This is a genomic window from Streptomyces sp. NPDC031225 (assembly GCF_055570355.1).
The window spans coordinates 108,771-120,814 of the sequence record NZ_JBVIHJ010000023.1; the positions used below are offsets into that span (position 1 = coordinate 108,771).

The window sequence follows — 12,044 nt, forward strand, 5'->3', positions numbered from 1 at the left end:
CCTCCATCATCCCGCACCCTGTCGGAGGGCAACCCGGCGGGCGATCTCTGCGTCTTTGAAGGCCGAAGGCGCTGTGTGGGGCCGATCCACGAGGGCCCGCACATACGCCGTAAAGTGGCACGACCGGACGACGACCGCCGGACGCCGCGCGAAACGAAGGGGAAAGGATCGGATGCCGCAGACCGAGACACCAGGCACCGAGGCAGCCCCGGGGACGCGGCTGCGCTGGTGGACCGAGCTGCCTCTGATCGTGCTGGTGTACGCCTGCTACAGCGCGGGCCGGCTTCTCGCCCCGAACGATGTCAGCGGCGCCGTCGACCACGGACTGACGATCCTGAGGATCGAGAAGGTCCTGCGCATCAACGCCGAGCATCCCCTGAACCGGCTGTTCACCAGCGAGAGCTGGATCGGCGTACCGGCCGACTTCTGGTACGCCTCGCTGCACTACCTGGTCACGCCCGCCGTCCTGATCTGGCTGTTCCGCTCCCACACCGCGCAGTACCGCGCGGCCCGCACCTGGCTGATGACGTCCACCTTCATCGGCCTGATCGGCTTCACCCTGCTGCCGACCTGCCCGCCCCGTCTCCTCTCGGCGGGCCACGGCTTCGTCGACACGATGGCCCAGTACAGCTCGTACGGCTGGTGGGGCGGCGAGGCGAGCGCCCCCCGGGGCATGGGCGACATGACGAACCAGTACGCGGCCATGCCGAGCCTGCACGTGGGCTGGGCCCTGTGGTGCGGTGTGATGCTGTGGCGGTACGGCAGGACGCGTACGACGAAGGTCGCGGCCGTCGGCTACCCGCTGATCACCACGATCGTGGTCATGGGCACCGCCAACCACTACTTCCTCGACGCGGTCGCGGGCGCGGCCGTGATGGGACTCGGGTTCCTGCTCGCCCCGTACGTCACCCGCGCCGCGAACCGGGCCACGGCGGGCGTCCGGGCCCGGATATCCCCCGCCCCGGTCGTCGCACGTGACGCAGAGCCCTCAATTGTCAGTGACGGATGCAAGACTTCCGCGGGTGAGCACATTCCACGGCAGCGCGAGTCACGGTTCGCAGACGGAGCCGAGCCGAGTCCCTCTCCCGCGGACGCGGGGGACGGCGCTCCGGCAGCGGCTCGCTGAGCTGCGCGGCCCCGAGGTACCGGCCAAGGCACTGGACGCGCGCGCCCTCGCGGCGCTCGCCGCGAACCCCGGGTGCCGGCGGCGCGCGATCCTCGACGGCTCCGGGGTGGACAAGACGGCGCTGGCGAGCGCGCTCGGTTCGCCGTCCGCCTTCGGACAGTCGCAGTTCGCCCTGACGCGGGGCAACGCCTTCGAGGCGAAGGTCAAGGCGGACGGCGGCGCGGAGCTGCTGCGGCTGGTGCACGAGCGGCTGGACCGGACCGCCGAGCCGCCCGCGAACGCCCGGGTCCCCGACCTCACCGCGATCGGCCCCGAGGGCCGTACGGCCCGCACCGCACTGGCGTTGCGCGAGGCCGGCGGCACCCAGGGGTGGACGCTGCTCGACCACCCCATGCTCGCCCTGGACGTCGCCGGCTCCCCCGCCTACCTGGAGCCGGACGCCGTGGTCGTGCACCCGGACGGCAGCTGGACCGTCGTGGAGATCAAGTCCTTCCCGATGCTGGACGGTTCGGCGGACCCGTCGAAGGTGGGCGCCGCCGCCCGGCAGGCCGCGGTGTACGTCCTGGCGCTGGAGGAGGTCGCGGCCCGTATGGACCCGGCCCCCACGGTCCGCCATCGGGTCCTCCTGGTCTGCCCCAAGGACTTCTCCAACCTCCCCACGGCCTCCGCCGTCGACATCCGCAAGCAGCGCGCGGTCACCGCCCGCCAGTTGACCCGTCTCACCCGTATCGAGGACATCGCCGACGCCCTCCCCGAAGGCACCTGCTTCGCCCCGGACCTGCCTTCGGCCGAACTGACCGCCGCCGTCGAGTCGGTCCCGGCGGCCTACGCCCCCGAGTGCCTGTCCGCGTGCGAACTCGCCTTCCACTGCCGGACCAGCTCCCGCGAGGCCGGTGCGGTGACCTCCCTGGGCCGCTCGGTGCGCGCGGAGCTGGGCGGCCTGGCGACGGTGGAGGACGTCCTGGCGGCGGCCCGGGGAGAGGCGGGCGACCCCGACGACCCGGCGGTGGCGGCGCTGCGCAGGGCGGCGGAACTGCGCGCCGAAGCCCTGGGGGTGACCGCATGTCGCTGATCACCACGCTCGCCCGGCTGGAGGCCGTCAGCACCGGCCGTGCCCAGCCCGCCGCCACCGTCCGCCACCGGCACCTCGCCGACCGCCCCCTCGTCCTCGTGCCGCTGACCACCGCGGGCGAGGCCGGTGCCCCGCTCGGCGCGCTCGTGGGCACCGACCGGGACGCGCCGCACCTCCTGGTCGTACCGCAGCCGCGCGACCGGGACCTCAGGTTCGCGTTCCTGGCCGAGCTGGCGGATGTCGTCCTGCCGTACGTCGACGAGTACGCGGAGGCGGTCGAGGCCGCCGAGCGCAACGAGACCGATCCGGAGACCGGCAAGCGGGTCAAGGTCGAGGTCGAGCTGTGCGCGGACGCCCCGCAACTGATCCTGCCGAGCCGCGCGGGCGTCGATTTCGTACGGCTGCTCGGGCGGTCCATGCGTTTTCGGCGTACGGCGGAACAGGACCCGGAGACCCCGTATCCCGCCCCGCCCCGGGTGCCGCTGCTGGGCCGCTGGCTGACCCACTTCGGGGAGCGGGCCCGGGTCCCGGGATCCTCGCTGCTGCTGGCGATGACGGACGTACTGGCCCGGCACTGGTCCACCGGCCAGTCCACTCTGGAGGACCAGCACCTGGGCGCGCTGCTGGCGTGGATCGACCCGCCCGAGGGCCGTTCCGGCGCCGAGGCCGCGCTCACCGCCGAACTCGCCAGGGACGACCGCGGCCAGCTGCTGCACCCGCCCGCCGGGCCCGCCACCGACCCGGCGTTCGACAACAAGCTGCTCGCCCCCGCCCTGGAGCGCTACGACCGCGCGCGTACCGCCCTGGCAGCCGCCGAGGACGGACTGGAGGCCGACGACCGGCTCGGTGTGCTCACCGCCGCCGAGCGGGAGATCCGCGCCCTGGTCGTGAGCCGGACGCGCCCCACCTGGGACGCGGTGTGGCGGGGCCTCGACCTGCTGCGGGAGCTGCCCGAGGGCGCGCATGTGCAGGAGCGGTGGACGCGCGACCGCTGGTCGTTCACGAGCCACCGGGACCGTGTCGTCGCCGGTGAGCCCCCGCAGCCGCGCCGCGACGACGCGGTCACCGCCGCCAACAAGCTCGCCTCACGCGAACGCGAACAGGCCCGCCTGGAGGCGCAGGAGGCGCTCGACGACCCGCTGGTGATGGCCGGGCGGCGGCTGGCCGGGGAGGCCTTCGCCGGGGAGGTCACGGACGTCGTCATGACGTACAGCGAGGGCAAGCGGCCGAGCCCGCGCCCGCTGGTCACCGTACGGACCGACGACCGGCCGCATCTGGGCGAGCGGGCCAAGGTGTACCGCTCCCTGGGCGGCAAGCCGCAGTCCGCCGAGTTCGTGGCGTACGAGGAGGAGGGCGCGCTGATCGTCCTCAAGGTCCTCGACAAGATGGGCCGCGGCAAGGAGCCGGAGACCGGGTCCGTGCCCGAGAAGGGCGACCGGGTGTGCTTCACGCTCTTCGAGCACGAGCAGCGCGGCGGAGCGAAGCTGCCCGACCCGGAGAACACCCCGTGGACGCACGGCGGGCCGCCCGGTGAGGCGGTGCAGGAGAGCGCCGATCCCCTGACCCAGGAGGACGTCCTGTGACCACCCGCGCCTTCGACCCCGGCGCCGAGGCCGGCCGGGCCACCGCCGCCATCCTCCACGACACCCTGCACGGCACCGACCGCGGTGTCGTGGTCGACTCCCCGCCCGGCGCCGGGAAGTCCACGCTCGTGGTCCGGGCGGCGCTCGAACTGGCCGATGCCGGGCGCCCGTTGATGGTGGTGGCGCAGACCAACGCCCAGGTCGACGACCTCGTCCTCAGGCTCGCCGAGAAGAACCCGGACCTCCCCGTCGGCCGGCTGCACAGCAGTGACGCCGACCCGTACGACAAGGCGCTGGACGACCTGCCTCAGGTCCGCACATCGGCGAAGGCCGGCGAGCTGGCCGGGCTGCCCGTGGTGATCTCCACGGCCGCCAAGTGGGGGCACGTCAAGGTCGACGAGCCGTGGGCGCACGCCATCGTGGACGAGGCGTACCAGATGCGCTCGGACTCGCTGCTCGCGGTGGCGGGGCTGTTCGAGCGGGCGCTGTTCGTGGGTGACCCGGGGCAGCTGGACCCGTTCGCGATCGTGGGCAGCGAGCAGTGGGCGGGGCTGTCGTACGACCCGTCGGCCTCGGCGGTGACGACCCTGCTGGCGCACAACCCGCAACTGCCCCAACACCGCCTGCCGGTGTCCTGGCGGCTGCCCGCCTCCGCCGCGCCGCTCGTCTCCGACGCCTTCTACCCGTACACGCCCTTCCGTAGCGGCACCGGCCACGACGACCGCCGGCTCGCCTTCGCGATCCCCTCGGACGGCTCGGGTCCCGACCGGGTGATCGACGCGGCGGCCGAGTCGGGCTGGGGTCTGCTGGAGCTGCCCGCGCGGCACACTCCCCGCACGGACCCCGAGGCGGTACGGGCGGTGGCGGCCGTCGTACGACGGCTGCTGGACCGGGGAGGGGCCGCCACGTCGGAGCGCTCGCCCGACCCGGCCCCCCTGACGGCCGACCGCATCGCCGTCGGCACGGCCCACCGGGACCAGGCGGCCGCCGTCCGCGCGGCGCTCGCCGACCTGGGCGTCGGCGGCGTCACCGTCGACACCGCGAACCGCCTCCAGGGCCGCGAGTACGACGTCACGGTGGTCCTCCACCCCCTCTCCGGCCGCCCCGACGCCACCGCCTTCCACCTGGAGACCGGCCGCCTGTGCGTCCTGGCCTCCCGCCACCGCCACGCCTGCATCGTGGTCTGCCGGGCCGGGGTGAGCGACCTGCTGGACGACTACCCGTCCACGGAACCGGTCCAGTTGGGAACCCTGGTGAAGTTCCCGGACGGCTGGGAGGCGAACCACGCGGTACTGGCGCGGCTGGCCGAACACCGGGTGCCATGGCAACCGTGAGCGCCACCGCCCCCGCCGGACGGAATCCGGCCCTCTTGCACGGGCGCGGGACAATGGACGGTGGCCCGGCCGCAGGCGGGCCGTCGGTACGGACGACGTACGAGGAGGATGAAGACATGGCGGAGCCCACGCCGCGTCGGAACGAACCGCGGCTACGCCCCGCGCCCCTGCTGTTCGAGCCCACGCAAGTCGCGGACGACCCGGAGCACTTCTTCGACCTGGAGTCGATCGACGACCCCCGCGCGCTGCTGGCCCGGTCCACCGAGCTGGCGCACGCGTTCCGTGCCGCGGCCGACCGGGCCGTGGAGTTCCAGGCGATGGCGGCGGCCCAGCTGGCCGACCCGCGGCGCTTCGACCGGCTGACGACGGCGGACATCGCCGAGCGCGCCGAGTGGACCGAGGACTACGCGAAGAAGATGGTCGAGTTCGGCCGGGACCTGCTGGGCGGCGCGGAGGGCGGGGCGGGGCACGCCGATCCGGTGTGAACTGTTGCAGCCGTGACTCTCGTCAAAAATCCTTGGCATATGCCAGGTGGGCAAGATACTCCTTGCTGCCCCGCCCTGTCCCGGTTTCCCGCAACCCTCGGAGACGGTCCGCTCACGCCCGGTAAATGTAGGTGGCATGAGCACACGCGACGAACCGTTCTCAGACCGCTTCGACGTCTCGGGCGTCACCGCGGACGGAGCCGCCTGGCTCGCCTCGGCGGGACCGTACCCGCGCAGCACCCTGGCGTTCTGGGAGGAGCGGCCCACCGCCCCGGTGGTACTGCCCTGCGGTACCGCCTTCGACGTGATCAGCGCCCCCGCGGTCTTCGGGCGCGGGATGGTCGACCGGCTCTGGGACGAGGGGCCGGGCTCGGGGCCGGTGGCGGCGCTCAGGGGCCGGATGCTGCTGTTCGCGGCGCCGGGAACGGCCCAGCGGCTGCCGTCCCTGCTGCGCTGGGAGGAGTTCGGCCGTACGGCCGCGATCCCACCGCTGCTGTGTCACGGCACCGGCGACGCGGTGACCGTCCCGCCCCCGCTGGGCACCGCGAAGTCCACGCTGACGACCCGCTGGCTGGTCGCCCCCGACACCCGTCATCCCTGGCTGCCGGGGCCGGAAATCCTGGTCTGGGCGGCCGTGCGGGCGGCCCGCACGGCGGTGCGGATATCGATTTTTCCCCCGGCCGATCAGGATGCTAAGGTCTACGACGTCAGCAGGCGCCGCTAGCTCAGTTGGTTAGAGCAGCTGACTCTTAATCAGCGGGTCCGGGGTTCGAGTCCCTGGCGGCGCACAGACAACGAAGGCCCTCCGTGCAAACGGAGGGCCTTCGACATTGCGGCGAGCCGTTCCGACACCCGAGCAAGCCGCGGATCCGGAGTTCGGGTACCCAGTGGCGCACAACACGGGCAGGCTCTTCGCGTCGTGGGGAGCCTTTCGCGTACCGCCGGCTACCGGGGCGTGATCTCCACGTTCCATGCCCCCGAGGCGGTCCGGCCCGTCACCTTCACCCGTGCTCCGTCCCCCGGCACCGTGAAGCTCTCGCCCACGCTGACGGGGGCGTCCGCGAGGGGTGGGTAGACGGAGTTCTCCCAGCAGGCCTCGGTGCGGGGGTGGGCGTCGATGACCTGGACGGGGCCGCCGCCGGACGCGGCGCCGCTGTGGACGCGGTAGACGAGCACGCCCTGCCGGCAGACCGCCGCGTCGTTGCCGACCGCCCCGCGCGCCTCGAAGGCGAGCGCGCTGTCGGTCCCGGTGCGCACGACCGCGAGTTTGGTGCCGCGCCCCGGTCCGAAGATCCCGGCGTTGCCGGGGCCGGTCTCGAGCGGCTCCAGGGTCAGCCGGGCCGGCCGCGGCCCCCGTACGCACGCCACCTGCCGTCCCTCCAGCCAGCCCATCTTCCACTTGTGCCAGGCGAACAGGTCGGGGGCGAGACCGAACTGGCTGCCCATCAGGTCCCAGTCGCCGACGTACGTGTCCCAGTCGCCCTTGCCGTCCATCGGCCGGTGGTAGAGGTCCGGCAGGTCGAAGACGTGACCGGTCTCGTGGGCCAGGACGAGCCGGTCCGGCGGGTGCTTCTCGAAGACCGTGACGACCCGCCGGATGTCCGTGCCGTCGGCGCGCAGCGGGACGTCCAGGTTGACGACCTTCGTGGCGTCCGAGTCGACGCCGGGCGCGTCCGGGTCGGCGACGAAGTAGACGACGTCGTAGCGCGAGAAGTCGACCTGCCCGTCGGATGCGGCGAGCGCGTCGCGCAGGTAGGCGGCCCGGTCCTTGGCACTCCAGTCGCGCTGTATGGCGTACGCCGTGGACGGGTGCGGCATCCGGATCCAGTGCCGCAGCGGGTGCGGGCGCAGGGTGAAGCGGCCGTAGGAGGCACGCTCGAAGAAGCGGGTGGTGGCCGGGAAGTGATCGGCGGTCAGTTCGGCGGGGCTGGTCATGGGCCGGGCGTCCGGGAAGGAGAGGAAGACCATCACCGCGTCGAGGGAGCGGGCCGGACGCGGATAGGCCGTGTTCCAGGTGTCCACCCCCTCCGAGTGGTGGGCCTCGGTGCGCTCCAGCGTGCAGGGCCCCGAGGAGAAGGGTTCGGCGACCGAGGGTCCGGTGACGAGGGACGTGGCGGCGAGGGCCGCCACCGTGGTGAACACGGCCGCGGTGCTGCGCAGTCGGGGGCGCGGAAGGGTGCGCGGAAACGGGCGCGACAACGTGACCTCCGGGAGCGGTTCGCGGGACACCGCACCCAGCCTGTTCGTATTTGCGGTAATACGCCCTGTTTATCTGCACCGGATGAGTGAGATGGCGTGACCTGTCGAACCGCCCGACACCCCCGAATCACTCACGGAACGTCACAAGCGGTCCCGGGACCGAAGAACCCGTCCAGCTGCGGGCAGAAACGATCTGTCAGAAGGGGTTGCCGGTCATCGAGACTGGGCAATGGCTGGAAGGGCCTGGGGGCAACCTCTATGATCGGCACACTTTCCTGCGCGGACAGCGATCGAGTGCACTGCGGGAGCTAGCGGTGAACGGAACGTCCGAAGGGCCGGCGCCCGCGACAGACCTCGACGGGGCAGCCGTGACAGAGAGTGACATCACTGCGTCTGCTCGTATCGAGCCCCCGACGCACCGCGCGGCTTTCGCGGCAGCGCCGCTGGCCATGGCGGTGGTGGACCGCGAGGGCACGGTCGTCGACGCCAACCCGGCCTTCGGCGAGCTGCTCGGCGCCGTGCCGGAGGAGCTGGCCGGAGCGCTCGCCGCCGATCTGGTGGACCTGGCCTCGGAAGCCCGCACCTGGCACACCTACCGCGAGGTACTGCGCGGCCGGCAGGCGAAGCTGCGCTGCAAACGCCGGCTCAAGCATCCCGACGGACACTCGCTGTGGGCGCAGATCACGGTCGCGCCGCTGGCTGAGGGCCCCGAGGGCTCCCCCGGTGTCCTGCTCTCCGTCGCCGACATCACCGCCCGGCGTGAACTCCAGGCGCGGCTGCGGCACTTGCAGATGCACGACCCGGTGACCCGGCTGCCCAACCGCACCCTGTTCTTCGAGCGGCTGACGGCCACGCTGGAGGCGGAGTCGTACGAACAGGGCGGCACGGGCCGGATCGGTCTGTGCTATCTGGACCTCGACGGTTTCCAGGCCGTCAACGACACCCTCGGCCACCGGGTCGGCGACCGGCTGCTGGCCGCCGTCGCCGAGCGCCTGACGCGCTGCGCGGACGAGGCGGGCCACGGCCGGGCGACCACTCCCCTGGTGGCGAGGCTGGGCGGCGACGAGTTCGCCCTGCTCGTCGAGGACTCCACGGGCACGGATCAGCTCGCCGACCTCGCCGAGTCGCTGCTGAAGGCGATCCAGGCGCCCTTCGACGTCTCCGGTCACCGGATGTCGGTGTCGGCGTCGATCGGGGTCGTGGAGCGACAGGCGGAGGGCACCTCGGCGACGGGTCTGATGCAGGCCGCCGACACCACCCTGTACTGGGCCAAGGCCGACGGCAGGGACCGCTGGACGCTCTTCGACCCCGAGCGCAACGCCCACCGTGTGACCCGTCAGGCCCTCGCCTCCACGCTCCGTCCGGCCATCGAGCGCGGCGAGTTCCAGCTGGAGTACCAGCCGCTGGTGTGTATGGAGGACGGCCGGCTGCGCGGGGTCGAGGCGCTGGTGCGCTGGAACCACCCGCAGTTCGGGATGCTGACGCCGAATCGGTTCATCGCACTGGCCGAGGAGGACGGTTCGATCGTCCCGCTCGGCCGCTGGATCCTGGTCACCGCCTGCCGGCAGGCCCGTCAATGGCAGCTGGACCACCCCGACGAGCCGCCGATCTTCGTCAGCGTCAACGTGGCGGTCCGCCAGGTCTGGGACTCCGACCTGGTCGCGGACGTGGCGAAGACCCTCGCGGAGACCGGCCTGGCCCCCCACCTGCTCCAGCTCGAACTCACCGAGTCGGCGGTGATGGGCTCGGCAGGCCGCCCGCTGCAGGCCCTGCAGGCGCTGAGCGACATGGGCGTCGGGATCGCCATCGACGACTTCGGCACCGGCTACTCGAACCTCGCCTACCTCAGCCGGCTGCCGGTCTCCGTCCTGAAACTGGACGGTTCCTTCGTGCGCGGATTCCAGTACGAGGGTGAGGGCGTCGCCCCCAACCCGGCCGACGAGGTCGTCGTCGAGGCGATGATCCAGCTCGCCCACCGCCTGGGCCTCACCGTCACCGCGGAGTGCGTCGAGACCTCGGCCCAGGCCACCCGCCTGCGTCGTATCGGCTGCGACACCGGCCAGGGCTGGCTGTACTCGCGGCCGGTGTCGCCGGATCGTATCTCCGGGCTGATGGAGGCCCAGGTCTGAGCGTCAGACCGTCGGCAACCCGTAGGCGTCCGCGAGGAGTTCGTAGGAACGCAGGCGTACGTCGCCGCTGTGGGCGTTGCCCGTGAGCATCAGCTCGTCGGCGCCGGTGCGCTTGTGGAGGTCGTCGAGGCCGGAGCGGACCTCGTCCGGGGTGCCGTGGATGACGTTGGAGTTCCAGGAGGCGGCGAACTCCTCCTCCATGGGGCTGAACTCGTAGGCCTCGGCCTCCTCGGGGGTGGGGACCAGGCCGGGGCGGCCGGTGCGCAGCCGGATCATGTTGAGGGCGGCTGCGCGGACCTGGCGGCGGGCCTCCTTCTCGTCGTCCGTGGCGAGGGCGGAGACGCCGATGAGGGCGTACGGCTCGTCGAGGACCGCGGAGGGCCGGAAGGACTCGCGGTAGAGGCCGAGGGCCGGGACGGTGTTCTGCGCCGAGAAGTGGTGCGCGAAGGCGAACGGCAGACCGAGGGTGCCGGCCAGCCGGGCGCTGAACCCGGAGGAGCCGAGCAGCCAGAGCGGCGGGCGGTGCGGGGACTGGACGCCGCCGGGCGAGGTCGCCTGGACCGGGCCGGGGACCGCGTGGATACGGCGGTATGGGTGGCCGTCGGGGAAGTCGTCGTCCAGGAAGCGGGTGAGCTCGGCGAGCTGCTCGGGGAAGTCGTCGGCGCCCTCGTTGAGCCGGTCCGTGCGTCGCAGGGCGGCCGCGGTGCCGCCGTCGGTGCCGGGAGCCCGGCCGAGGCCCAGGTCGATGCGGCCCGGGGCCATCGCCTCCAGGGTGCCGAACTGTTCCGCGATCACCAGCGGGGCGTGGTTGGGGAGCATGACACCGCCCGAACCGAGCCGGATGCGGGTGGTGTGGGCGGCGAGGTGGGCGAGGATCACCGCGGGCGAGGAGGACGCCACGCCCGGCATGGAGTGGTGCTCGGCGACCCAGTAGCGGTGGTAGCCGCGGGACTCCGTGAGCCTGGCGATGGCGACGCTGGTGCGCAGGGCGTCGGTGGCCGTGCGTCCGGCGCCGACGGTGACCAGGTCGAGTACCGAGAGAGGTACGGGGGCGGTGCCCTGTGCAGTACCTCGGATCTCGTCTTCCGCCACGGTGGGGTGCCTCCTGCTCATGTGCCGTGCGCTGTCGTCCTGGCCACAACAGGAGAGTGTCCCCGGTTATTCCCGGGGCTCGGTCGCATGTCTCCCTGGAGCCCCATCTTCCGTATCCCGTACGGCACTTGACCGCTTGTCGCAGGGACCTCCGGGTACCCGGGGCGCACAACCTCACAAACTGGAGGGATCGCCCATGACGCGGGAGAACACGTCGCGGCCGTCGGACCTCGGACCGCTCGAACCCGGCACCGCACAGCGCGCCCAGTTGTCCGTCCGTATCGCCGACATCGCGTGGACCGCGCTGAGTGTCGTCGCCGCCCTGTGGGTGGTGCTGGCCACCGTCGACGCCGTGCGCGGCACCGGCTCGTGGGCCTACTGCGCGGTGTCCCTGGTACTGCTGGCCGTCGGCCTGACGATGCGCGTTCTCGGCATCCGCCGACGGGCCCGGACCAGCCTGTGAGGGAGGACACCGTGGAACGCGTCAACACCCTGCTCAGCAGGCATCTGTGGCTCCGGTTCGCGCTGTCCGTATTGCTCGCCTCCGCCATGGTCCTGCTGCTGTTCCCCGAGCAGTCGACCGCGTCGGTCCTGGTGCGCGTCGCCTTCGCCTCCCTCGGCGGGATCGTCGTCGTGATCGCCGTGCGCCGCAGGGAGAAGCGGGTCGCCGGATCGACCGGCGGTCTCGTCTCGCTGGACGGGAAGCTGCGCCGCGGCGAGGTCCCCACCGCGCCCGAGGAGCGGCAGGCCATGCGAGACCTGGTGGAACAGCGTCTGCATCGCACCCGGCATCGTGTCGCGGCCCAGATCTTCCTCGCCGTTCTGTCGGGAGCCGTCGTGGTGCTGACGGCCCTGACCGCGGGACCGCGGCAGACACTCGGCTTCGCCGGGTTCGGCGCTGCCTTCCTGGGCTGGCTCGTCCTCCAGGGCAACCTCCAGCACCGCCGGCTGCGCACCATGCGCACGGCGCTCACCACCGACGTCCCGCAGGAGCGTCGGTGGTGAGCGCCTGAAGCCACCTCGT

At 72.5% G+C, this 12,044-nt stretch carries 11 protein-coding genes and 1 tRNA gene; 10 read left to right on the forward strand and 2 right to left on the reverse strand.

All coding sequences use genetic code 11. The annotated features are described in order from the left end of the window. The first annotated feature begins 172 nt into the window (after positions 1–172). The 7 genes from ACZ48Z_RS33060 (at position 173) to ACZ48Z_RS33090 (ending at position 6,388) form a co-directional block, all read left to right on the forward strand. Positions 173–1,126, forward strand: coding sequence for a phosphatase PAP2 family protein (locus tag ACZ48Z_RS33060; RefSeq protein ID WP_468739578.1), 954 nt, complete (start codon positions 173–175; stop codon positions 1,124–1,126). Further along, positions 1,023–2,198 carry a hypothetical protein gene (locus ACZ48Z_RS33065; protein ID WP_468739579.1) on the forward strand — a complete coding sequence of 392 codons (1,176 nt, stop codon included), beginning with the start codon at positions 1,023–1,025 and terminating at the stop codon, positions 2,196–2,198. The genes ACZ48Z_RS33060 and ACZ48Z_RS33065 overlap by 104 nt, the downstream gene beginning before the upstream one ends. Continuing rightward, entirely contained in the window at positions 2,189–3,781 is a 1,593-nt protein-coding gene (locus ACZ48Z_RS33070) for a hypothetical protein (protein WP_468739580.1), read from the forward strand. Before ACZ48Z_RS33065 ends, ACZ48Z_RS33070 begins: the two co-directional genes overlap by 10 nt. Then, positions 3,778–5,115, forward strand: a complete 1,338-nt coding sequence (locus tag ACZ48Z_RS33075; protein ID WP_468739581.1) for an AAA domain-containing protein — start codon at positions 3,778–3,780, stop codon at positions 5,113–5,115. The genes ACZ48Z_RS33070 and ACZ48Z_RS33075 overlap by 4 nt, the downstream gene beginning before the upstream one ends. Before the next feature lie 116 nt (positions 5,116–5,231). Next, complete coding sequence (locus ACZ48Z_RS33080) at positions 5,232–5,600, forward strand: hypothetical protein (RefSeq protein WP_468739582.1); 369 nt, start codon at positions 5,232–5,234, stop codon at positions 5,598–5,600. Between the two features lie 136 nt (positions 5,601–5,736). Further along, entirely contained in the window at positions 5,737–6,324 is a 588-nt protein-coding gene (locus ACZ48Z_RS33085; RefSeq protein WP_468739583.1) for a bifunctional DNA primase/polymerase, read from the forward strand. Then, a tRNA-Lys gene (locus tag ACZ48Z_RS33090) sits at positions 6,315–6,388 on the forward strand. Before ACZ48Z_RS33085 ends, ACZ48Z_RS33090 begins: the two co-directional genes overlap by 10 nt. Before the next feature lie 157 nt (positions 6,389–6,545). On the opposite strand, the gene ACZ48Z_RS33095 is transcribed toward ACZ48Z_RS33090, so the two are convergent. After that, positions 6,546–7,829: a M6 family metalloprotease domain-containing protein gene (locus ACZ48Z_RS33095; RefSeq protein WP_468739584.1), complete on the reverse strand. Its 1,284-nt coding sequence runs from the start codon at positions 7,827–7,829 to the stop codon at positions 6,546–6,548. A 284-nt stretch (positions 7,830–8,113) separates the two neighbouring features. On the opposite strand from ACZ48Z_RS33095, the gene ACZ48Z_RS33100 reads away from it, so the two are divergent. Then, positions 8,114–9,928: a putative bifunctional diguanylate cyclase/phosphodiesterase gene (locus ACZ48Z_RS33100; protein ID WP_468739585.1), complete on the forward strand. Its 1,815-nt coding sequence runs from the start codon at positions 8,114–8,116 to the stop codon at positions 9,926–9,928. Positions 9,929–9,931: 3 nt separating this feature from the next. On the opposite strand, the gene ACZ48Z_RS33105 is transcribed toward ACZ48Z_RS33100, so the two are convergent. After that, positions 9,932–11,041, reverse strand: coding sequence for an LLM class flavin-dependent oxidoreductase (locus ACZ48Z_RS33105; RefSeq protein WP_468739586.1), 1,110 nt, complete (start codon positions 11,039–11,041; stop codon positions 9,932–9,934). 175 nt (positions 11,042–11,216) lie between these two features. Here ACZ48Z_RS33105 and ACZ48Z_RS33110 point away from each other — a divergent pair, with 175 nt between their 5' ends. After that, entirely contained in the window at positions 11,217–11,483 is a 267-nt protein-coding gene (locus tag ACZ48Z_RS33110) for a hypothetical protein (RefSeq protein ID WP_468739587.1), read from the forward strand. Between the two features lie 11 nt (positions 11,484–11,494). Continuing rightward, the gene (locus tag ACZ48Z_RS33115) at positions 11,495–12,025 is read left to right on the forward strand and encodes a hypothetical protein (RefSeq protein WP_468739588.1); all 531 of its coding nucleotides are present in this window, start codon (positions 11,495–11,497) and stop codon (positions 12,023–12,025) included. The last annotated feature ends 19 nt before the right edge of the window (positions 12,026–12,044 follow it).

Coding starts and splice junctions, on each gene's coding strand:
- ACZ48Z_RS33060 (WP_468739578.1), top strand. CDS start 173: ATGCCGCAGACCGAGACACCAGGCACCGAGGCAGCCCCGGGGACGCGG.
- ACZ48Z_RS33070 (WP_468739580.1), top strand. CDS start 2,189: ATGTCGCTGATCACCACGCTCGCCCGGCTGGAGGCCGTCAGCACCGGC.
- ACZ48Z_RS33080 (WP_468739582.1), top strand. CDS start 5,232: ATGGCGGAGCCCACGCCGCGTCGGAACGAACCGCGGCTACGCCCCGCG.
- ACZ48Z_RS33085 (WP_468739583.1), top strand. CDS start 5,737: ATGAGCACACGCGACGAACCGTTCTCAGACCGCTTCGACGTCTCGGGC.
- ACZ48Z_RS33105 (WP_468739586.1), bottom strand. CDS start 11,041: ATGAGCAGGAGGCACCCCACCGTGGCGGAAGACGAGATCCGAGGTACT.
- ACZ48Z_RS33110 (WP_468739587.1), top strand. CDS start 11,217: ATGACGCGGGAGAACACGTCGCGGCCGTCGGACCTCGGACCGCTCGAA.